Below are 20,714 nucleotides of genomic sequence, written 5' to 3'. Positions count from 1 at the left end.
CTTTCGGGACGGGGGGATCTCAGCCCTTACGGCCTTGGGTGGCGACGCCTTCGACGAAGTACCGCTGGCCGAAGGCGAAGATGATGAGCATCGGGAGGGTCACCAGGAGAGAGGCGACCATCACGTACTGGTAATCGCCCTGACCGCCCGCACTCGGGCTGTACTTCGTCATCGCGTAGGCGATGCCGAGCGGGGCGGTGAAATCCTCGACGCTGCCGGCGTTCAGGTAGATGAGCGCCGCCTGCAGGTTGTTCCAACTGGCCTGGAACTCGAAGAGGAACACGATGATGAAGGAGGGGATCGACAGCGGCATCGCGATGCGCCAGAACAGTCCCCAGGCGCTGCAGCCGTCGAGCCGCGCCGCCTCGAACAGCTCGCGCGGCACGCCGAGGAAGAACTGCCGCTGCAGGAAGATGTAGAAGGCGCTGCCGAACAGGTTCATGCCCCACAGCGGCACCCACGTGCCGAGCAGGCCCGTCTCCTTCCAGATCAGGTAGATCGGGATCATCGTCACCGCGCCCGGCAGCATCATCGTGGCCAGCACGAGGCCGAACAGCAGTCCGCGGCCGGGGAAGCGGAAGTAGGCGAAGCCGAAGGCGACGATCGAGCTCATCACCGCCACGGTGGTGGCGGCGAGCAGGGCGATCGCGACGCTGTTGAACATCCAGTTCAGCAGCGGCAGCTGGTTCCACACCTCGGCGTAGTTGCCCGGCAGGAACGTCTTCGGGATGAGGGCGTTGTCGAACACCTCGCCGCGCGGCTTGAGGCTCGCCGCGAGCAACCATGCGAAGGGATAGAGGAACAGCAGCGCGAACAGCACCAGCACCGCCGCGAGCGCGACGCGGCCGGCGAGGGTCTTCGGCTGGCTGAGCGCCCGGCGCCAGCGTCTGCGGGGCGGGACGACGAGTTCGGGACGCGCCTGCTCGACCCCGGGCGTCTGCAGGGTCGTGGCCATCAGCGGTCTCCCTCGTAGTAGACGAAGCGGTTGCCCAGGCGCACCTGCACGAGCGTGATGAGCAGGATGATCACGAACAGCAGCCATGCCATGGCGGCCGCGAAACCGAAATTGAACTGCCGGAACGCCTGCTGGAAGAGGTAGATCGCGTAGAACAGGGATGCCTCGGGCGAGGCGTTGCTCTGATCGCGCCAGAACAGCAGGTACGCCTGGTCGAACACCTGGAACGCAGCGATCGTCAGCACGATGACGTTGAAGAACATCGCGCCCGAGATCATCGGCAGGGTGATCGAGAAGAACCGGCGGACCGGCCCGGCGCCGTCGATCTGCGCGACCTCGTACAGGTCGACGGGCACGTTCTTGATCGCCGCGAGGAAGATCACCATGGTGCCGCTGACGGTCCACAGTGCCATGATGACGATGCTCGGCTTGACCCATGCGGGGTCGACGAGCCATTGCGGACCCTGGATGCCGATGGCCCCGAGTGCCTGGTTGATCGCGCCGGAGTTGCCGTTGAGCAGCAGGAAGAAAACGGCCGCCGTCGCCACGGCCGGCGTCATCTTGGGCAGGTAGTAGAGCGTGCGGAAGATGCCCGCACCGCGACCGACGCGGCTCAGCAGCAGCGCCAGGAAGAGAGCGAAGGCGATCTCGAGCGGCACCGCCATGACGGCGTAGAACAGGGTGTTGCCGAGTGACACGGCCACCCGCGGGTCTTCGAAGAGCTGGGCGTAGTTGGTGGCCCCGACCGGTCGTGCGGCGCCGGTGGCGAGGTTGTAGCTCGAGAACGAGATGACGAGGCTGTAGATCATCGCCCCCGCCGTGAAGACGAGGAAGCCGATGATCCACGGCGAGATGAACAGGTAGCCCGCGATCGCTTCGCGGCGGTTGTATTTGACCCTCTGTCGAGGAGGTCGGCGGTGCTTTCCGGCGGTGTCGCTCTCGGTGGCAGGGGTGGAGGAGACGGTCACCGGCAGGGCCGGTCGGCGGCGGAGGACCCGGGGATGATGTCGCGCATTGTCTTCTCCTTTCGCGCGCCGTCTCGGCATCGAGAAGCGCTTCGCCAGGGTCGGGAAGTGCTCCGAGAAGGTCCAGGGCGTTGCCAAGACGTCGGCGACGTGCGATAAGCGCTCGGCCGGGCCGACGGCGCGGCATCCCTCCGCGAGATCGCACGATCGGCACGCCATCGCACGCCGACCGACGCCATCGGCGGGCGTGATCCCGCGCGGATCGTGCGTCTCGCGGGGGCGTCGCGCGGGGCGGACCGCGGCGCCGTCAGAGTGCGCGGAGGTAGCGCCGGGTCATCCACGCCTGCACGAGGCGACCGACCGGCGCACCGACCCGCGTGAACCAGCGCCCCGGGCGCGAGAACGCGGCGATGTCGAACACCACCTCGCCCGACGGTCGCAGCGTGAGCGTGAACCGTTCCTCCCCGCGCTCGGGGTGCCCCGGCAGCGTGCCGTAGGCGAATCCCGCGACGGTGTCGGTGCGTTCGGCCCACACCACGAGGCACGGGATACGGAAGCTCAGGATGCCGACCCCCAGGCGCATCGTCACGCGGGTGCCCTCGCGCATCGGCGTCTCGCTCAGCACGACGCGCGCTCCCGCCCGGCGCTGCGCCTCACCCGCGAGGAGGGCATCGGCGGCGCGCGCGAAGACGTCCGACCCGCGGCCGATCACCCGGTGGGCGCGTACGTGGTGGGAGCCCGCGGGCATCTCGCCGGCGGTCGCGCCGACCTCCGTGTAGGTCAGGTCGTCCATGCCGCCACGGTAGCGGGGCGGGATGCCCGCCGCCTTCGGGTTGCGGGCGCCCCTTCGCGGCGCGCGAAGACGTCCGAGTGCACGCGTGCCGCGGCGACCGTGCGTGCGCCCGCGCATCGGCACGGACCATCGGCCCCGGCTCCGCCGGCGCCGGGCAGCGACGCCCGCGTCGCGCCTACGCTGAGCACATGCCCCTCCTCCTCCCCGGATCCGCCGCGTGATCGACGTCGCCGAGCACCTCGCGACGATCCTCGAGGCGGTGCGGCCCCTCGACCCCGAGCCGCGCGACGTCGCCGCCGCGCGCGGCCGGGTGCTCCGGCATCCGGTCACGGCCGCCGTCGACGTGCCGGGCTTCGACTCCTCCGCGATGGACGGCTTCGCCGTGCGCGACCTCGACGCCCCGGCGACCCTGCGCGTGGTCGCCGACCTCCCCGCCGGCACCGACCTCGACCCGCGGATGGATGCCGGCGACGCCGCTCGCATCATGACCGGGGCGCCCGTGCCCACCGACGCCACCGCCGTCGTCCCGTTCGAAGACACCGCGCGCGGTCTCGACGGGGGCCTCGAGCCCGTCGACGTCGTCGTCGCCCCGCGGGCGCCGGGCGCGCACATCCGCCGCCGCGGCTCGGACGTGCGGGCGGGCGAACTCGTCGTCGAGGCCGGCGTGCGCCTGACCGCAGCGCGGATCGGCGCGATCGCGGCATCCGGTGTCGGCGTCGTCGAGGTCTCGCGCGCCGCCCGCGTGGCCGTGGTGTCGACCGGGTCGGAGCTCGTCGCGCCCGGCGCCGAGCTGCGTCGAGGGCGGATCCCGGAGTCGAACAGCGTGCTGCTCGCCGGCCTTGCCGAAGAGGTCGGGGCCGAGGTCGTGCTGCGCACGAGCGTCGACGACTCCGGCGACGGTCCGCGCCGCGCGATCGCCGCCGCCGAGGCCGCCGGCGCCGACGTCGTCGTCTTCTCGGGCGGCGTGAGCGCGGGCGCGTACGAGGTCGTGAAGAACACCCTCGGCGACCTCATGCGGTTCGACCGCGTGCGCATGCAGCCGGGCAAGCCCCAGGGCTTCGGGCGCGCCCCGGGCGGTCTGCTGCTCTTCGGGCTCCCGGGTAATCCCGTGAGCGCGGCGGTGTCGTTCGAGCTGTTCGTGCGCCCGGCGCTGCGCGCGCTCGAGGGCGACGTCGAGCCGAGCCGTGCGCGTGTGCGGATCGCGCTCGCCGCCGGGTGGCGGGCGAGGGCCGACAAGACGCAATACGTCCCCGTGACGATCGACCGCAGCGATCCCGCGCGGTGGTGGGCGACGCCCACGGCCCGCGGCACCCGGGGATTCGGCACCGCCGAGGGGCTCGCGGTGATCCCGCCGACCACGGCCGATCTCGTCGCGGGCGACACGGTGTCGGTGGCCCTGTGGTGAGCGTCGACGCGATCCTGCTCGCCGGTGGTCGCGGCTCGCGGGTCGGAGGTGCGGTGAAGCCGCTCTTCGAGGTCGGGGGCTCGACGCTGCTCGCCGCCGCGGTCGCCGCGGTGCGAGCCGGCGGCGCGCGGCGCATCGTCGTCGTCGCACCGGTGCTCGACGCCTCCCTCGACGTGGAGTGGGTGCGCGAGGACCCGCCCTTCGGTGGTCCGGTCGCCGCCGCCGTCGCGGCGCTGGACGCGGTGGATGCCGACGAGGTGTACGTCATCGCCTGCGACCTCGCCGCACCGGCTGCGCCCGTCGAGCGGCTCGCTTTCCCGCTGCCGCCCGGAACCGACGGGGCATGTCTCGACGACGGCCGACGCCAGTGGCTCCTCGGCCGGTATCGCACCGCGGCGCTGCGGGCAGCGGCATCCGCTCTTCCCGATGCGGGGCGCGATGCCTCGATGCGCGCGTTGCTCGGGGGGCTGGCGATCGCATCGATCCCGGCCCCCGCGAGCGAGACGCACGACATCGACACGTGGGACGATCTCCGCAGAGCCCGAGGAGGAGCCATGACCGAGAACCGCACCCTGCCCCCCGAGGCGCTGAACGACTGGAGCGCCGCGCTCGCCGAACGCTTCGGCCTGGCCGACGGCGACATCCCCATCTCGCTCATCCTCGACCTCGCTCGCGACGTCGCGAACGGCGTCGCCCGCCCCGCCGCTCCGCTCAGCGCCTTCGTGGCCGGACTCGTCGCGGGCCGCACCGGCGGGACGCCCGCCGACACCGCGGCCGCCGTCGCCGCCGTCGTCGAGCTGGCGCGCGATTGGGAGAGTCGCTGATCCGCGATGCCGGAGTGGCTCGCCGTCGTCCTCGGTGTGCTCGCCGGTCTCGTCATCCTGTGGCTGGCCCTCGTGGCGGTGCTGTGGGTGCAGCAGAAGCGCTCGGGCGGGGCGGTCGATTGGCGTGCCGTGCTGCGTCTGGCGCCCGACATGGTGCGACTGATCCGCCGGGTGGCGGCTGACCCGACGGTGCCGCGGGCGACGCGGTGGTGGCTGGGCGGACTGCTGGTGTATCTGCTGCTCCCGATCGACCTCATCCCCGACTTCCTCCCGGTGATCGGCTATGCCGACGACGCGATCGTGGTCGTGATCGCTCTGCGCTTCGCGATCCGGCACGCGGGGATGCCGGCGATCGAGCGGCACTGGCCGGGGACGCCGGAGGGGCTGCGAAGCGTGCTGACGCTGGTCGGCGCGCGCGGTGAGGGTCAGGCCGCCGTCAGGACGTCGACGGCGAAGTCGTGCGCGATCGCGGCGAGACGCGAGTCGTTCGTCCACAGGCGCGAACACCCCGCGTGCTGGGCGATGGCGAGGTGCAGAGCGTCCGCCGTCCGCAGACCCGGGTTCCTCGCCCGCAGGCGCGCCGCGCTCAGATAGGCGTCGGGCCCGGCCGACAACATCTCGAAGCGCTCGAAGATGCTCCACATCCGCAGCTGCGGCTCGGCGTACCCGTCGCGCATCGGACCGACCATGGCTTCGAGCATGACGAGCGGACTCGCGGCCAGGGCGGAGTCCGTCTCGGCCAGCGCCTGGCGGGCCCGGTCGCCGAGCTCGTCGTCGCGCTCGACCGCATAGATCACCAGGCAACTGTCGACGTAGATCACGCTCCGGCGACCCGGTTCTCGGCGATGATCTCCTCGATCTGCTCGACGGGTCGCGCCAGCTCCGGCGTCAACGGATTCTCTCGCAGCCACGTCGCGACGGCGGTCCCAGGTGGTTCCGCCGCGTCGAACGGAACGATCCGTGCCACGGGAACGCCGCGTCTCGCGATGGTGACTTCTGCTCCCGATTCGACGTCGGCGATCAGCCGCGACAGATTGTTGCGCGCCTCCAGGACGTTGTACATCATGGCCGCATCCTAGCCATGTACCTGGCTAGACCGACTCTACCGCCCCACGTATTCGCCCCTCGGGCGAAGCCGCATCGCGGGCTCGGCGTACTCCGCGGCGATGTGCGCGATCCACCCCGCGAGTCGGCCGACGACGAAGATCGTGCTCGCGGCGTCCTCGGGCAGACGGGCGGCGGATGCCAACGCGGCCAGCGCCAGATCCACGTTGGGCCGCAGGCGCGCCCGCGCGGCGACGACCTCCGAGAGCCGGTGCACGGCATCCATCGTCGCGGCCCCGTCGGGGAGAGCGGCGATGAACGGGAAGAGGGCGTCGGCGCGGTCGTCGACGTCGCGATAGAGCGGGTGGCCGAAGCCGGGGATGCCGTTGCCGTCCTGCAGCGCCTCGGCCAAGGCCCGCTCGGGGTCGAGGCCCCGGCGCACACGCGTGAGCAGCCGTGCCGTGCGCGTGGCGGCGGAGATGTGCAGGGGGGAATCCGCCGCCCCGAGGGCGGCGCTGACGGCGGCGTATCCGTCGGCGCGCGCCGACGCGGCCACACGGGCGGCGAATGTCGAGACCGCGAGGTCGTGATCGATGAGCAGCACGAGAGCCGCGTTGACGGCGGAGCCGACGGATGCCGGGGCGTTCCACGCCCGGGCCAGCGACAGCGCGATGTCGTGGTCGGGGTCACCGCCGAGGGCGACCGGGAGACCGGTCAGCAGCGTCCACCCGATGCGGTGCAGCGTGGCCGGCGAGGCGTCGTGCCGCAGGGGATCGTCGGCGGCGAAGCCGGTGAGGGCGGCGCGCAGGCGGTCCATGGCACCGGCGTGCGGCGGCAGCGCCGCCACCATTTCGCGCGCGCTCCCGATGGCGGGGTCGGGGGCATCGACGCGCTCGGCATCCCAGAGCCACGCGACGACCTCGGCGAACGGGCGGTCGACGAGATCGCGGGCGCGGCGACCGCGGTAGAGCAGCTCGTCGTCCTCGATGTCGGCGATGTCGGTGTGCACGACCCCCAGCGGCATGCCGGTGGTGGGGTGCGAGGGCGCCTGTGCGGCGGCGCGTCGCCTCCCGGTCGCGAAGGCCTCGACCTCGAGGGCGTCGAAGGTCGATCCGCGCGCGTCGCGCTCGCGGCCGAGCAGCCCGCGGGAGACGTAGGCGTACACCGTCTCGGGCTTGACGCCGAGTCGGGCGGCGGCTTGGGCGGCGGTGAGGCGGGGGAGGGGCGCTGGCATCTTGATCCGATCAACGTTGACGCTGTCGACGTCATGTTCGCACACTGAGCGCATGAGCGATCTGATCGAGGTGCCCCGCGGACTCAACGGCGTCGTGGCCGCCGAGACGGCCATCAGCGACGTCGACGGCACGGCCGGCTTCTACCAGTACCGCGGCCACTCCGCGGTCGACCTGGCCCGCACCCGCACCTTCGAGGACGTCTGGCACCTCCTCGTCGTCGGCGGGCTGCCCGATGACCCGGGCGCCTTCGCCGAGCGGATCGCCGCGGCGCAGGCGGACGACCGGATGCCGCCTCTGATCGCCGCCGTGCGGGAGCACAGCGACCACCCGCTCGCGGTGCTCCGCGCGGTGTGGACGCTGGCGGCATCCCTCCGCCGCTCCCCGGCGCTCTACGACCTCGACGAGTCCGGGAGGCTCGACGAGGCGATCGCCTTCGCCGCGATGGCGCCGCTCGCACTCGCTCCGGCTGCGGAACGGATGCCGGCGGGCCGCGGCCTCGTGTCGGACTACCTCGAGCGTGTGTCCGGCGTCGTCCCCGATGACGTGCACGTGCGCGCCCTGTCGGCCTACCTCGTCGCGGCGATGGACCACGGCTTCAACGCCTCGACGTTCACGGCTCGGGTCGTCGCGTCGACCGGGGCCGACATGGCGGCGTGCCTGACCGCTGCGCTCGGGGCGCTGTCGGGACCGCTTCACGGGGGAGCTCCGGCGCGCGCCCTCGACAGCCTCGACGCCGCGGGCGCCGACCCCGGCGCGTGGATCGCGGGGGAGTTGTCGGCCGGACGACGACTCATGGGCTTCGGGCACGCGGTGTATCGCGCGGCGGATCCGCGGTCGGAGCTCCTGCGCGAGATCGCGCGCGGTCTCGGCGGCGACCGGGTGCAGCAGGCGCTGGCGTTCCAGGCGGAGGCGGAGCGGCAGCTCGCCGCGCGGCATCCGGAGCGGCCCCTCCGGGCGAACGTCGAGTTCTTCGCCGCCGTCGTGATGGAGCAGTGCGGCATCCCCCGTGAGATGTTCACGCCGACCTTCGCCCTCGCCCGGACGATCGGCTGGACGGCGCACGTGCTCGAACAGGCGCGCGACCCGAAGATCATCCGGCCCTCGGCGCGGTACGTGGGGCCGGCGCTGATGCGCTGAGGAGGGGCCCACGGTCCCCCGGACGATCGGTCGGATGCCGCGGACGAACGGTCCGGCGCGAACCACGATCGCCCGCGAGCATCGGAGGATGACCACCACCGCTCCCGTTCCCACGCCCGTCGCCGGGCCGTCCACGATGCGTTACGGCGGACTGATCGTCGTCATGCTGCTGAGCTTCCTGCTCGTCACCGCCGAGTTCCTCCCCAACGGCGTGCTCACCGAGATGGCTGCCTCGCTCGGCGTCACCGCGGGTCAGGCCGGTCAGACGGTCACCGTCACCGCGCTCGCCGGGCTCCTGTTCGCCCCCACCGTGGGGCTGCTGCTGCCGCGTCTCGACCGACGCACGCTGCTGGTCGGCGCGGCCGCCTCGGCCACCGTCTCGAGCCTGGTCGTGGCGATCGCGCCGAGCCTGCCCGCGATCCTCGTCGCCCGTTTCCTGCTGGGAGCCGCGATCAGCGCGTTCTGGTCGATGTCGATCACGGTCGCCGCGCGCCTGTCGAGCCCCGACCGCATCGGACGGGCCATGATGTTCGGCTCCGCCGGCCTCTCCCTGGCCACGGTCGCGGGCGTCCCGATCGGGGTGGCCCTGAGCGAGGCGCTCGACTGGCGCCTGGCCTTCCTCCTCGTCGCCGTCGCGACCGCGGCCGTGGGCGTCGCGGTGCGCGTGGCGCTGCCCCCGGTGCCGCCGGCCGCGGCGTCGAGTCTCGGCATCCTGTTCGACACCCTCCGGCGCCCGGGCAACACGGGTGGCATGGCCGGGCACGTGCTCGTCGTGCTGGGGCACTTCGTCGCGTACACCTACGTGCGTCTCTCGCTCGAGCGCATCCCCGACGTCGACGCGGGCACGATCGTGCTGCTGCTCGCCCTCTTCGGCGTGGGCGGATTCGTCGGCAACATCCTCGTCGGCCTCGTCGTCGACCGCGCCTTCGCGCGTCTCGCCGTCGTCGGACCCCTCGCCATCGCCCTCGCGATCGCGGCCGTCATGCTGATGCCCGGGTCGCTCGCGGTCGTCGCGATCGCCGTCGCGGTCTGGGGCTTCTTCTTCTCGTCGTGGCTGATCATCGTCAACACGTGGGTCGGCCACCGAATGCCCGACCGCCTCGAGGCCGGCGGGAGCCTCGTCGTCACGGGGTTCCAGCTCGCGATCACCATCGCTGCAGGTGTGGGCGGCATCCTCGTCGACGCGACGAGCGTGCAGACGGTGGATGCCATCGGCATCGCGCTCCTCGTCATCGGCGCCGTGCTGTTCGGAGTGTCGGTGCGCGAGCGGCGGTCCGCTCGGCCCTGAGCCGCGGTGGAGCCGGGACCGCGAGGCGGGGTGCTCGGGGGTCGGGGCGCATTGCTGCGGCTACGGGGCGGGACGCTCGGGGTTCGGGGCGCATCCCTCCGTTCGGGGCAGCATTCTTCCGCCCCGAACGCCGGATCGCGGCCCGAACGCCGGGCATCGGGACCGCGTCCCGAACCGGGCCCGCGACCCGCAACCCCGCCGGGTCAGACCGCGAGCTCGCGCCGACCCGCCCGCCATGCCGACGGCGCGACGCCGACGTGGCGACGGAACGCCCGTCGGAAGCCTTCGTCGGAGGCGTAGCCCAGGGCCCGGGAGGTCTCGGAGACGCCGGTTCCGGCATCCAGCAGGTCTTTCGCCCGCCGCATGCGCACCTCGGTCACGTACGACGCGGGCGAGGTGCCGAACACCTGCCGGAACCGCGCCGCGAACACCGACCGCGACATGGCGCCCAGGGCCGCGAGCTGATCGATGCTCCACTCGCGACCGGGCTCGTCGATCACCGCCGAGACCACCCGCGCGAGGAAGGGGTCGTCGGTGCGGGGCGGCCAGGCCTGCTCGTGCGCGGTCGCCGCCCACGCGCGCAGCGCTGACAGCAGCACCGTCGTGACCATGAGCTTGCAGATCGTGCCGTCGCCGCCGCGCGGGCTCTTGACCTCGGGTGCCGGGATGCCGAGGTGCGCGGCCAGTCCGGCGGCGGCGGGCTCGGCACGCGCGAAGTCGCTGACGAACACGACCGGCGGCAGTGCGCGGGTGTCGCTCGTGGGGGTGAGGGCGAGCGGCACGACCGTGACCTCGGCGCCGGACTGCGACGTCAAGGTGAGGGCGTGGCATCCGAGCGAGACGACGGCGTCACCCGCGAGGAGCGTGCGGTCGCCGGCGATCGTCGCCGCGGCGCCGGACGGGGCGTCGACCGCGTACGCCGATCGCTGCGAGGCGCGGCCGGTGAGCTCTCCGGCGAGCAGGTAGACCAGCGCCGCGTCACCGCGTGCGAGGGTGAGCCGATCACCGGCCGCCAGACGTTGCCGCCGGGCGTGGCCGGGCGACACGTCGATGCGCGAGAAGGCGCGCTCGAGGGCGTGCGACGGTGTCATGTCACGGTCGAACCCGCCCCGAGGCCCGGGTATTCCACGGTGACGCCCACCTCACCCGACTGGCACCACGGAGCCGCCTGGCCGAGGATGGAGGCATGCGATCCCCCCGCCCGCTGCTTCTCGCCGCGCTCGTCGGAGCCGGCCTCGTCCTCTCCGCCTGCACCGGCCCGACGGCATCCGAGCCCGCTCCCGACGACGGCGCTCCGACCGCCTCGGCCGCCGCGAGCCCGGTCGCCACGGCGTCGGCGTCGCCCGATACCGGGCCGGTCGAGGCCTTCCGGTCGTGGTGGAGCGCTGTGCGGGCGGCCGACACGGTCGCGGCGTGCGGCGCCCTGACCGACCCCCTGCAGCAGCGCTTGATCCAGGAGTACAACGACGCGCTCGGCGCCGGCATCGCCGACTGCACCTCGTTGGTCACCCAGACCTCGGCGATGTATGCCGCGACCGGAATGTCGGCCGACGTCGAGGTGGAGGTCGTCTCCCAGACGGCGACCGAGGCGGTCCTCGACGTGGCTTACGACAGCGGCGACTGCGGGACGGTGCACCTGGATCGCTCGAGCGGAGCGTGGATGCTGACCGAGCTCAGCCGGGAGTGCGCCGGCTGACGCGTCAGGTCAGCAGTTCGCTGAAGAACCCGATCGAGATCGAGAGCAGGCCCGCCGCGACCCCGGCGATGAAGCCGGCGGCGGCCAGTTCGCGCGCCATGCGCGCGTTGAGGCTCAGGATGCCGCACACGAACGACACCGCGGCGAGAACCCACATGCCGATCTGGATCCACGGCAGCTGGTCGATCTCGGCGACCGTGCGCGCCGTCGCGATGAACAGGTACCAGGCGATGACGATCACCCCCGTGACGATCGCGATGATCGAGACGGCCCTCAGATCGCCCTTCGGGGTCGGGGGCGCGGGTGGCTCGTCACGTGGCGGGACGCCGGTCGCCGGTTCGAGCGAATCGGGGAGATCGTCGTCTGCCATGCGTCGATCCTCCCAGGTCGGAAGCGCTATCGGTGTGCCTTGACCAGACGGTGGTCCCTCTGCGGGATCGACGGGCCCTTCCCGGATGCACATGCCGACCGACTGCCGCTGAAGCCTCGTCGACCGGCGTCTCGCCGACGGGTGTCGAGGGGCAGCGCCGTTGGCGGGGCGTGCTCAGGCCCGGGCGACCTCGACGCCGGAAGCGACGATGGCCTCGGCCGCACTGTCGGGCACCCCGGCGTCGGTGATGACCTCGGCCACCTCGCTGAGGCGAAGCGCCCGGTACTTCGCGAAGCGCCCGTATTTGGAGCTGTCGGCGATGAGGACGGCGCGTTCGGCGGCGTCGACGGCGGCGCGTTTGGCCTCGATCTTCGCCTCGACCGGTGTCGTCACGCCGTGAGCGAGGTCCCACGAACTCGAGGAGATGAAGGCCAGGTCGAGGGAGAGTTCGGCGAGCGTCAGGCGCGTCAGTCGACCGATGGTGGAGAGGTTGGTGCGGTCCACTCGCCCGCCGACCGAGATGAGGTCGGCGGAGGGGTGATCGAGGAAAGCCTGGACGGTTGCGATGTCGTTGGTCACGACGGTGAGATCCCGCACGTGCTCGAGGAATGGCCGCATCGCCTGCGCAGTGGTACCCGCGTCGAGGTAGATCGTCATGGTGTCGCGTACGCGCGTGGCAGCCAGCCGTGCGATAGCCGTCTTCTCGGCGATCTCGGTCGTCGCCTTTTCTGCGCGCGATGGTTCGAGCACGAGACGGCTGACCAGTTTCGCCCCACCGGTCGTCGCCTGCACGACGCCCTGTTCCTCGAGCACGGCGATGTCGCGGCGTACCGTCATCTGGCTCACGCCCGCCAGGTCGCTCAGCTGGCGAAAGCTCAGGACGCGCTCGCGGTGCAGGGCCTGGACGATCCTCTCCCGACGTTGATCGGGGATCATCGGGGCGGGTTCGGTCATCCTCGTCCTTCGGTCCCGATCAGCTTACTGAAGCGATCTCCGTCCACGGAGTGCCCCAGCGGGTCGTGATCTCGGCCACCTGCTCCGGCGCGATGAGGCGTCGCTGTCGGCCGTCGGTGAGCAGGGTGATGCGGCAGGCCTCCTCGAGTTCGACGGTGCTGTCGACGGCCGCCGCGAGATCCGGTCCGCTCACGACGGCACCGTGGTTGGCGAGCAGTGCGCCGTGGAAGGGGAAGGGGCAGTCCGTGACGAGGGCCCCCATCGCCGGATCGCCCGGGGCCACGAAGTCCAGCAGCGGTACCTGGCCGACACGCATGAGCGAGTACGGCGTCAGCGGCGGCACGGCGGCGTGGGGTGTCCAGGGTTCGAGGCATGACACGGCCACCGTCGACGGGGAATGCACGTGCACGACGGCGAGGTGCTCGGGGTTGCGGGCGTACATCGCGACGTGCAGCGGCACCTCCTTCGACGGCCGTGCGCCGCTGAGGAACGCCCCGTCGAGGGTGAGGACGGCGATGTCCTCGGGGGCGAGGGTGCCCAAGCGGGTTCCCGTACCCGACATGAGCAGACGGTCGCCGTCGCGCACACTGACATTGCCCGAGGAGCCGGGGCTGAGCCCAGCGTCGACCAGTGCGCGTCCAGCGGTGATGAGATCGTCGAAGGTGCTCATGCGAGAGCCTCCCAGGCTGCGGTGAAGAGATCGGTGCCGCCGAAGTTCCCACTCTTCAGAACGAGCGCGACGGTGGCGCCGGATGCCGTCTCGCCGGCGCTCCAGCACACCCCTGGGGCGAGCTGCGTGCCGATCTCGAGGACGGAGATACCCAGAGCCTTCACGACGGCACCGCTCGTCTCCCCTCCCGCAACGACGACCCGCTGGAGGTCGCCCGTCGACACGAGTTCGGCGACGACCTCGGAGAGCACGTGCTCGACGGCGGCTGCGGTCGCGGCTGTGTCGCGGCGGATGTCGGTGAGCTCGGTGACGGAGGAGAGCAGCGGCAGGTCCGTCTGCGGCCGACTCCGCACCCAGGCGGCCAGGGTGGCGATCTCGGCGGCGGGGGCGGAAACCGCGGCATCCAGATCGACGCGCCGCAGGGTGGCGCCACGATCGACCGCGTGAGCGATCTGCGTTCGCGTCGCCGCGGAGGCGGAGCCGCACACCACGAGCCGGTTCGGCCCGACCGGGGGAAGGGCGAGCCGCGTGGTGTCGGCGGGGGCGTCGAGGTGAGCGGCGAGCGCCGCGCCCCCGGAGAGGACGCGCAGGTGAGCGGATGCGGCGGCGATGACGGCGAGATCGTGCTCGGTCTCGGCATCCACGATCAGGTACCCGGGAGGAGCTTCGTCGATGGCTTCGCGGAGCGTGTCGGCGCCGGCGCGCACGGTGTCGAGAGCGATCTCCGTCAGGTCGGCGGCGGTCTGGGGGGCGAGGATGTCGCGAAGGCGCGACTTCGTCATCGGGGTCAGGGGATGGTGGCGCATCGAAGAGTGCTCGAGCGCGGTGCCGTGCACGAAGAGGGTCCCGTCGCGCACGGTACGTCCGTTGGCGGGGAAGGAGGGGACGACGAGGGTGCGGTCGGCGCCGGCCATCTCGACGATCGCGTCGAGCACGGGGCCGATGTTGCCCTCGTCGGTGGAGTCGAACGTGGAGCAGTACTTCACGTACAGACGCTCGGCGCCCGCGTCGACGAGGCGCTGCGCCGCGGCGAGGGAGTCGGAGACGGCGGCGGCGACGGGTGCGGTGCGGGACTTCAGCGCGACGACCACAGCATCGTGACCGCGCGGGATGTCGTTTCCGCCGATGACGACGGCAGTGCGCAGTCCTCGCTCCCGCAGGGCGGTGGCGAGATCGGTCGCTCCGGTGAAGTCGTCAGCGATGGCGCCGAAGTGCATGGGGAACCTTTTCGTCGAGTGCGGACCGCGATCACGATCCTCTCCCAGTGTATGTGAATATTTGAGACGATAGTTTGACAATTTGTGAGACAGCGTTACAGTTGCGGAGCACGCGGTGCACGCCGCCGCATCCCCGACTTCGACGACGTAAGAGGAACAACGGTGATCCACAGCTCGGTACAGCGCCGTCCGGCTCCCATCCGCATCGCGGTGACCGGCGCGAACGGAGGGTATGGCCGAACTCTGCTCGATCAGCTTCGTCGCATCCCCGATATGGCGGCCGCCCAGCTCGTCGACCCCGACGTCGACGGCGTCCGCCGCATGCTCGCCGAGATCGGAACGGCGGGCGACGACGTGGTGGAGGCGACGGATGCCGCGGAAGCAGCGGCGGCGGTCGACGCCGGCCGTGTCGCCGTCGTGGCCGACGCGGCGCACGTCGCCTGGTCTCGCGTCGACGTGCTCGTGGAGGCGACCGGCCGGATCGACGCCGGCTTCTCGTACGCCGACACTGCACTCAACGCCGGTGCGCACGTCGTCATGGTCAGTAAAGAGGTCGAGACGATCGCGGGCGTCGCCCTCAGCGCCAAAGCGCGCGAACGCGGTTTGCGTTACCTCCCCGGTGACGGCGATCAGCCGGCGAACCTGCTCCGCCTCATCCACGAGGTGCTCGCGATGGGCTTCGACATCGTCGCGCTGGGGAAGTCGGGCGAGTACGACCTCGTGTTCGACCCCGAGACCGGGATCGTGAACCAGAACGGGGTCGAGCAGCACGCTCCCACCCTGTCCGATCTGCTCGGCCGCGGTGATGATCTGCGCACCACTCTCGCCGCACGCGCCGAGGCCGTGGCGGGCCTGAAGCGCGCGGCTGCGGCCGACTCGTGCGAGATGAACGTGGTGTCGCTCTACACCGGTGCAGGCGCCGACATCGAGACGATGCACTACCCCGTGGTTCGACCGGACGAGCTCGCCGACGTCTACCGTGAGCGCGCCGACGGCGGCATCTTGGGCGCGACCGGTGTCATCGACGTCTTCTCGATGCTGCGACTGCCCGGCGAGGCGAGCTTCGCCGGCGGAGTCTTCGCGATCGTCCGTACGGGCGACGACGTCACCTGGGAGATCCTTCGTGGCAAGGGACACGTCGTGAGCCGTGACGGGCGCTACGCCTGCATTTACTGGCCGTACCACTTCATGGGCATCGAGACGCCGCTCACCATCGCCGCCGCCGTCGACGACACCGCCGGGACTCCCGATCCGCGGCAGCACACGGTGCTCGCCGCCCGCGCGTCCACCCATCTCGCAGCCGGGACCGCGTTCCGCGTCGAGGGGCACCACCACGAGATCTCCGGGGTCGCTCCCGTGATCGTCGCGCCCGACGGCGGGGAGATCGCCCCGTACTACCTTCTCTCGGGCGCGCGCCTGAGCCGTGACGTCGCCGCTGGGGAGCTCGTGCGCTTCGCCGACCTCGACGGTGTGCACGAGCCCGCGGCATCCGCCTACCGCTCCGGCCTCGCGCTCGGAATCTGACCCCATCCTCGACCACCAGGAGATCGACGACGATGCACCGTGACCTGACCATCCCCCTCGCCCCGCGCGAGGTGATCTCGTGAACGTGGAGATCATCGCCCTCATCGTGCTCGTCGCGGTGTTCGCGGTCTCCGCGATCCGCAACGTGCACATGGGCGCCCTCGCCCTCGTCGCGGCCTGCGTCATCGGCGTGCTCCTCGTCGGGGAGCCGCTCGACGATGTGCTCGGCGGCTTCCCCGTCGATGCGCTGCTGATCCTGCTGGGCATCACCTATCTCTTCGGAATCGCCCGTGCTGTCGGCACGATCGACTGGTTGGTCGACAAGTCGGTGCGCCTCATCGGCGACCGCGTCGCCCTCATCCCCTGGGCGATGTTCGCCGTCGGCACGCTCGTCGCGTGCCTCGGCACCTCGCACGCGGCATTCACTCTCGTGCCGATCGCGATGAGCCTCGCACACAAGCACCGGATCCACTCCACGATGATGGGCATCGCGATGAGCTCCGCGATCGTCGGTGGCGCCCTTGCGCCCACGAGCATCGTCGGCATCACCGTGCTCACGGTCGCCACCTCCGCGGGCATCCCGTACAACGCGGCGCTCATGTTCGGCCTCTCGGTCGGCATCAATACCGTGATCGTCGCCGTCGCGTTCCTCATGTTCGGCGGACGCGAACTCATCGCACGCGGTCGTGCCGCGAAGGCGGCATCCGGAGAGCTCGGCACCGGGGGCTCCGAGGGCGTCGCCGGCACCGGCTTCAGCACGCGTCCCCGCAGCGGCGGCACGGCCGTGCTCGAGCAGACCGCGACGCAGAAGCTCACCGGCTACCAGCTGATGACGCTCATCTCGATCCCCGTGCTCGTCATCGCGTTCTTCACGCTCACGCTCAACGACATCGACCTCAACCTCGGCGCCGTCGCGCTGACCCTCGCCGTGCTGCTCGCCTTCCTCAACCCGAAGGCCGGTCGCGAGGGCCTCGCGAAAGTCGACTGGAACACGATCCTGCTTCTCGGCGGCATCATCACGTACGTCGGTGTGCTGACCCGCCTCGGCGCGATCGATCAGCTCGGCGAGTTCGCGCGCTCGGTGAATGAGCCGCTCGTCGCCGCGTTGGTGCTGTGCATCATCGCCGGTCTCGTGTCGGCCTTCGCTTCGACGATCGGCATCATCGGCGCGTTGGTTCCGCTCGCCGTGCCGCTGCTGCTGCCCGGCGGGGGCCTCGAGATGACCGGCTTCATTTACGCGCTCGCCATCTCGGCCTCCCTCGTCGACTGCGCGCCGTTCGGGACGACGGGAGCAACCATCGTCGCCTCGGCGCACGAGAGCGAACGGTCGCGCCTGTACAAGCACCTCACCATCTGGGGCCTGTCGATGGTCGTGATCGGACCCGTCATCACGATCGCTCTGTTCGTGCTGCCGTTCCTCGGCTGAGAACCTTTCGCGCAAGGGCCCGGATGACCTCACGGTGGTCCGGGCCCCTTCCTGTCGGACCCGGCATAGGCTCCTCCCGATGAGAACCGTCGGAGTCGACCTCGCCGCGGGAGCGCCCGGCACCGCGCTCGCCGAGATCACCTGGACGCGGGATCGTGCCGTGCTCGAGCGCCTCGACATCGGGATGACGGATGCCGACATCGTGGCATCCGTCCGCTCCGGCGAGGCGTGGCTCGGCGTCGACTGCCCGCTCGGCTGGCCCGACGCGTTCGTCGACTTCATCGGTGCGCACCATGCCGCCACCGATCCGCTGCTCGGACCGGTCGAGGGCCACGCCGACTGGCGTCGGCCGCTCGTCTACCGCCACACCGACCACGTCGTGCGCGAGCGCATCGGGCGCTGGCCCCTGAGCGTCTCGACCGACCGGCTCGGCGTCACGGCCCTGCGCGGCGCGGGTCTGCTCCGCCGACTCGCCGCCGTGGGATTCCCCGTCGACCGCGCCGCCGAGGGGCGCCTCTTCGAGGTCTACCCCGGCGGCTCGCTGCGGCTGTGGGGCTTCGACACCGCGGGATACCGGGTGGATGCCGCCCGCCGGGCGATCCTCCTCGATGCGGTGCGCGAGCGAGCGCCGTGGTTCGATATCGGCGATTTCGCCGCGCTGGCGATCCGCAAGGCGGACGCCTTCGACGCCGTCATCGCCGCCCTCGCGACCCGCGCCGGGGCGCTCGGGCGGTTCTCGCCCCCGGCATCCGACATGCTCGCCGTGGCGCGGCGGGAGGGATGGGTCGTGCTGCCCGACGGGCCGCCGGAGGGTTTGATCGACGGTCTCTCAAGCAAAGGCTAGACATCTAGCCTTTGCTTACGAGGGCGAAGTCCCCGGACGTCAGGCCCCGGACAGGTTCGCGATCAGCCCCTCGACGCGGCCCTTGATCTCGTCGCGGATGCGGCGGACGGCATCCAGGTCCTGCCCCGCGGGGTCGTCGAGCTCCCAGTCCTCGTAGCGCTTGCCCGGGAAGATCGGGCACGCGTCGCCGCAGCCCATCGTGATCACGGCGTCGGAGGTCTTGACCGCTTCGACGGTGAGGATCTTCGGCTGATTGGCCGAGATGTCGATGCCCTCTTCGGCCATCGCGGCGATCGCCATCGGATTGATCGAGTCCTTCGGCGCGGATCCGGCCGAGAGCACATCGATGCGGTCGCCGGCGAGCTCCTGCAGATAGCCGGCGGCCATCTGCGAGCGGCCGGCGTTGTGGACGCAGACGAAGAGGACGGTGGGGCGGGTCATGATCTCGTCATCCTTCTCGGTCGAGGTGAACGGTTGGTGTCGTACGGGGCGGAAGGGTCACTCGCGCCCGTTCATCGCACTGCGGCGTTCGATCAGCACGGTGTCGCGCCACTGCCCGGCCCACGGGCCCACCGACGATCGTGCGATGCGCTCGCGTCGTCCGATCTCGCGGAAACCGAGGCTCTCGTGCAGGCGGAGGGATGCCACGTTCTCGGGGAACACGCTCGACTGGATCGTCCACACCCCGTTCATCTCGGCCGTGGCGATGAACGCGCGCAGCAGAGCGGCGCCGAGTCCGCGACCGTGTGCGCGTCCGGCGACGTAGACGGAATGCTCGACGACACCCCGATAGGCGGCGCGCGTCGACACGGGCGACGCCGCCACCCATCCGACGACGGCGTGCGTGTCGTCGACGGCGACCAGTCGTCCGAACCGCGTCTTGGCCTGATCGAACGCGTCCCACGTCGGCGTCTCGCTCTCGAAGGTCGCGTTGCCACCCGCGATGCCCTCGCGGTAGATGTCCTCCACCGCCGCCCAGTCCGCGCGTTCCAGCGCCCGCACGAGTGTCATGTCAGCAGCACCCGCCGGCATCCGTCGAGCACACGCCCGTGGCCGGCAGCGTCAGCTCGACGCGGGAGGCTGAGGCGAGGTCGCCGGCGAGCCAGGCCGTGATCGAGCGCACCTGTTCGTATCCCGTGGCGAGGAGGAACGTGGGCGCCCGACCGTACGACTTCATCCCGACGAGGAAGAAGCCGTGCTCGGGGTGCGTCAGCTCGCGGAAGCCGTGCGGTTCGACCGTGCCGCACGAGTGCACGTTGGGGTCGATGAGCGGGGCGAGCAGCCGCGGCGCCTCGACGACGGCATCCAGGTCGGTACGGATCTCGCGCAGGGGCGCGAGGTCGGGGCGGAACCCCGTCGCGTTCACGACGATGTCGGCGGTGACCTCGGCGGGATCTCCGCTGCGCGATCCGAGGAGGCGGATGCCGTGCGGCAGCGCCTCGACGCGGCCGATCTCGAAGGAGTCGATCTTCTCGACGGCGCCGGTCTCGACGTACCGGTCGACGCGTGCGCCGAGCTGCGCGCGACCGATCAGCTCGTCGTCCACGGAGGAGGACACGCGCACGGCGCCCGCGTTGCGGATGAGCCAGGTGACACGGGTGCCGGGGGCGTCGCGCTGGAGGCGGACGAGCGAGATGAGCGTGTTCGCGGCGGAGTGACCGGCGCCGACGACGACGGTGTGCTGACCGGCGAAGCGTTCGCGCTCGCGGCCGAGCACGTCGGGCAGGGCGTGCGAGATGCGCGCGTCGTCGATGGCGGGCAGACCCGTCGACAGGAGCGAGTTGGGCGTGTCGTACGTGCCCGAGGCGTCGAGCACGGCCCGGCCGAGGATCTCCCCCTCGGTGGTGCGCACGAGGAACGGCGTGTTCTCGCGGTCGGCGGAACGGGTGCGATCCATCCCCTGGCGGGCGACACCGGTCACGCGGGCGCCGTAGCGCACGTGGGCCGCGATCCGGGGCAGCGCGGCGAGGGGCCGGAGGTAGTCGTCGATGAGCTCGCGGCCCGAGGGCGCGCGCCCCGCGGCCGGCATCGTCCAGCCCGTGGCCTCGAGCAGGCGGCGGGCGACCGGGTCGACGACCTCGCGCCAGGCCGAGAACAGGCGGGTGTGGCCCCACTGCTGCACCGCGGCGGCGGGACCGGATGCCGCCTCCAGCACGGTGAAGGCGATGCCGCGGTCGGCGAGGTGGGCGGCGGCGGCCAGGCCCACCGGACCCGCCCCGATGATGACGACAGGGAGGGTCGCGAGGCGGTCGGTCACGCGCGGTCGCGGCGTGAGGGTGAGCGTCGACATGGGGCTCCTCGTGCATCGATGGCTGTCGATGCCCCATCGTGCACCTATCTATCGATGGATGTCAATATCGACTACTG

The 20,714-nt window shown here is 71.5% G+C and carries 22 protein-coding genes and 1 pseudogene; 9 read left to right on the top strand and 14 right to left on the bottom strand.

Annotated features, from left to right (window positions below; translation table 11 throughout):
• Positions 1 to 19 precede the first annotated feature (19 nt).
• The 3 genes from AB0N82_RS03240 to AB0N82_RS03230 all read right to left on the bottom strand — a co-directional run bounded on the left by AB0N82_RS03240 (position 20) and on the right by AB0N82_RS03230 (position 2,713).
• The gene (locus tag AB0N82_RS03240; protein WP_363388054.1) at positions 20 to 955 is read right to left on the bottom strand and encodes a carbohydrate ABC transporter permease; all 936 of its coding nucleotides are present in this window, start codon (positions 953 to 955) and stop codon (positions 20 to 22) included.
• Positions 955 to 1,923 carry a sugar ABC transporter permease gene (locus tag AB0N82_RS03235; RefSeq protein WP_363388051.1) on the bottom strand — a complete coding sequence of 323 codons (969 nt, stop codon included), beginning with the start codon at positions 1,921 to 1,923 and terminating at the stop codon, positions 955 to 957. Before AB0N82_RS03235 ends, AB0N82_RS03240 begins: the two co-directional genes overlap by 1 nt.
• Before the next feature lie 304 nt (positions 1,924 to 2,227).
• On the bottom strand, positions 2,228 to 2,713 hold the full coding sequence (locus tag AB0N82_RS03230) for a DUF1990 domain-containing protein (RefSeq protein ID WP_363388048.1): 486 nt from the start codon (positions 2,711 to 2,713) through the stop codon (positions 2,228 to 2,230).
• A gap of 217 nt (positions 2,714 to 2,930) precedes the next feature.
• Between AB0N82_RS03230 and glp the strand changes: the two genes are divergently transcribed.
• The 3 genes and pseudogenes from glp to AB0N82_RS03215 all read left to right on the top strand — a co-directional run.
• Positions 2,931 to 4,118 carry a gephyrin-like molybdotransferase Glp gene (gene glp / locus AB0N82_RS03225; protein ID WP_363388045.1) on the top strand — a complete coding sequence of 396 codons (1,188 nt, stop codon included), beginning with the start codon at positions 2,931 to 2,933 and terminating at the stop codon, positions 4,116 to 4,118.
• A complete protein-coding gene (locus tag AB0N82_RS03220) occupies positions 4,115 to 4,942 on the top strand; it encodes a DUF6457 domain-containing protein (protein ID WP_363388042.1) in 828 nt (275 codons plus the stop codon). Before glp ends, AB0N82_RS03220 begins: the two co-directional genes overlap by 4 nt.
• A 6-nt stretch (positions 4,943 to 4,948) precedes the next feature.
• Positions 4,949 to 5,239 (top strand): annotated as a pseudogene (locus tag AB0N82_RS03215) (DUF1232 domain-containing protein); the annotation flags it as partial.
• Positions 5,240 to 5,367: 128 nt separating this feature from the next.
• On the opposite strand, the gene AB0N82_RS03210 reads toward AB0N82_RS03215, so the two are convergent.
• From AB0N82_RS03210 to AB0N82_RS03200, 3 genes are read right to left on the bottom strand one after another with little or no spacing between them, the layout of a single operon-like run.
• Complete coding sequence (locus AB0N82_RS03210) at positions 5,368 to 5,739, bottom strand: type II toxin-antitoxin system VapC family toxin (RefSeq protein ID WP_363388039.1); 372 nt, start codon at positions 5,737 to 5,739, stop codon at positions 5,368 to 5,370.
• A 20-nt stretch (positions 5,740 to 5,759) separates the two neighbouring features.
• Entirely contained in the window at positions 5,760 to 6,008 is a 249-nt protein-coding gene (locus AB0N82_RS03205; RefSeq protein ID WP_315993996.1) for a type II toxin-antitoxin system prevent-host-death family antitoxin, read from the bottom strand.
• Between the two features lie 36 nt (positions 6,009 to 6,044).
• Complete coding sequence (locus tag AB0N82_RS03200; RefSeq protein ID WP_363388036.1) at positions 6,045 to 7,220, bottom strand: citrate synthase; 1,176 nt, start codon at positions 7,218 to 7,220, stop codon at positions 6,045 to 6,047.
• A 52-nt stretch (positions 7,221 to 7,272) separates the two neighbouring features.
• On the opposite strand from AB0N82_RS03200, the gene AB0N82_RS03195 reads away from it, so the two are divergent.
• Positions 7,273 to 8,358, top strand: a complete 1,086-nt coding sequence (locus AB0N82_RS03195; RefSeq protein WP_363388033.1) for a citrate synthase — start codon at positions 7,273 to 7,275, stop codon at positions 8,356 to 8,358.
• Between the two features lie 88 nt (positions 8,359 to 8,446).
• Positions 8,447 to 9,646 carry an MFS transporter gene (locus tag AB0N82_RS03190; RefSeq protein WP_315993993.1) on the top strand — a complete coding sequence of 400 codons (1,200 nt, stop codon included), beginning with the start codon at positions 8,447 to 8,449 and terminating at the stop codon, positions 9,644 to 9,646.
• Between the two features lie 203 nt (positions 9,647 to 9,849).
• On the opposite strand, the gene AB0N82_RS03185 is transcribed toward AB0N82_RS03190, so the two are convergent.
• Positions 9,850 to 10,737 (bottom strand): AraC family transcriptional regulator, encoded by an 888-nt coding sequence (locus tag AB0N82_RS03185; protein WP_363388030.1) that lies wholly within the window; start codon positions 10,735 to 10,737, stop codon positions 9,850 to 9,852.
• Between the two features lie 95 nt (positions 10,738 to 10,832).
• Between AB0N82_RS03185 and AB0N82_RS03180 the strand changes: the two genes are divergently transcribed.
• Positions 10,833 to 11,342, top strand: a complete 510-nt coding sequence (locus AB0N82_RS03180) for a hypothetical protein (protein ID WP_363388027.1) — start codon at positions 10,833 to 10,835, stop codon at positions 11,340 to 11,342.
• A gap of 4 nt (positions 11,343 to 11,346) precedes the next feature.
• Here AB0N82_RS03180 and AB0N82_RS03175 read toward each other — a convergent pair whose 3' ends face one another.
• The 4 genes from AB0N82_RS03175 to otnK all read right to left on the bottom strand — a co-directional run bounded on the left by AB0N82_RS03175 (position 11,347) and on the right by otnK (position 14,553).
• Positions 11,347 to 11,712, bottom strand: a complete 366-nt coding sequence (locus tag AB0N82_RS03175; RefSeq protein WP_315993990.1) for a hypothetical protein — start codon at positions 11,710 to 11,712, stop codon at positions 11,347 to 11,349.
• 174 nt (positions 11,713 to 11,886) lie between these two features.
• Entirely contained in the window at positions 11,887 to 12,666 is a 780-nt protein-coding gene (locus tag AB0N82_RS03170) for a DeoR/GlpR family DNA-binding transcription regulator (protein ID WP_363388024.1), read from the bottom strand.
• A gap of 19 nt (positions 12,667 to 12,685) precedes the next feature.
• Positions 12,686 to 13,336, bottom strand: coding sequence for a class II aldolase/adducin family protein (locus tag AB0N82_RS03165; protein WP_363388021.1), 651 nt, complete (start codon positions 13,334 to 13,336; stop codon positions 12,686 to 12,688).
• On the bottom strand, positions 13,333 to 14,553 hold the full coding sequence (otnK, locus tag AB0N82_RS03160; RefSeq protein ID WP_363388018.1) for a 3-oxo-tetronate kinase: 1,221 nt from the start codon (positions 14,551 to 14,553) through the stop codon (positions 13,333 to 13,335). The genes AB0N82_RS03165 and otnK overlap by 4 nt, the downstream gene beginning before the upstream one ends.
• 162 nt (positions 14,554 to 14,715) lie before the next feature.
• Here otnK and AB0N82_RS03155 point away from each other — a divergent pair, with 162 nt between their 5' ends.
• The 3 genes from AB0N82_RS03155 (at position 14,716) to AB0N82_RS03145 (ending at position 18,347) form a co-directional block, all read left to right on the top strand.
• The gene (locus AB0N82_RS03155; protein WP_363388015.1) at positions 14,716 to 16,077 is read left to right on the top strand and encodes a homoserine dehydrogenase; all 1,362 of its coding nucleotides are present in this window, start codon (positions 14,716 to 14,718) and stop codon (positions 16,075 to 16,077) included.
• A 79-nt stretch (positions 16,078 to 16,156) separates the two neighbouring features.
• Entirely contained in the window at positions 16,157 to 17,503 is a 1,347-nt protein-coding gene (locus AB0N82_RS03150) for an SLC13 family permease (RefSeq protein ID WP_363388012.1), read from the top strand.
• Positions 17,504 to 17,582: 79 nt separating this feature from the next.
• Positions 17,583 to 18,347: a DUF429 domain-containing protein gene (locus AB0N82_RS03145; RefSeq protein WP_363388009.1), complete on the top strand. Its 765-nt coding sequence runs from the start codon at positions 17,583 to 17,585 to the stop codon at positions 18,345 to 18,347.
• A gap of 39 nt (positions 18,348 to 18,386) precedes the next feature.
• On the opposite strand, the gene AB0N82_RS03140 is transcribed toward AB0N82_RS03145, so the two are convergent.
• The 3 genes from AB0N82_RS03140 to AB0N82_RS03130 are packed head-to-tail and all read right to left on the bottom strand — an operon-like array spanning position 18,387 to position 20,637.
• A complete protein-coding gene (locus AB0N82_RS03140) occupies positions 18,387 to 18,788 on the bottom strand; it encodes an arsenate reductase ArsC (RefSeq protein ID WP_363388006.1) in 402 nt (133 codons plus the stop codon).
• Between the two features lie 57 nt (positions 18,789 to 18,845).
• The gene (locus tag AB0N82_RS03135) at positions 18,846 to 19,358 is read right to left on the bottom strand and encodes an N-acetyltransferase family protein (RefSeq protein WP_315993987.1); all 513 of its coding nucleotides are present in this window, start codon (positions 19,356 to 19,358) and stop codon (positions 18,846 to 18,848) included.
• Position 19,359: 1 nt separating this feature from the next.
• Complete coding sequence (locus AB0N82_RS03130; protein ID WP_363388003.1) at positions 19,360 to 20,637, bottom strand: NAD(P)-binding domain-containing protein; 1,278 nt, start codon at positions 20,635 to 20,637, stop codon at positions 19,360 to 19,362.
• Positions 20,638 to 20,714 lie beyond the last annotated feature (77 nt).

Source organism: Microbacterium sp. NPDC089186 (genome assembly GCF_040685115.1).
Lineage (GTDB): Bacteria > Actinomycetota > Actinomycetes > Actinomycetales > Microbacteriaceae > Microbacterium > Microbacterium galbum.
The sequence above is the reverse complement of the archived record's forward strand: the minus strand, read 5'-3'. Positions and strand labels throughout refer to the sequence as shown.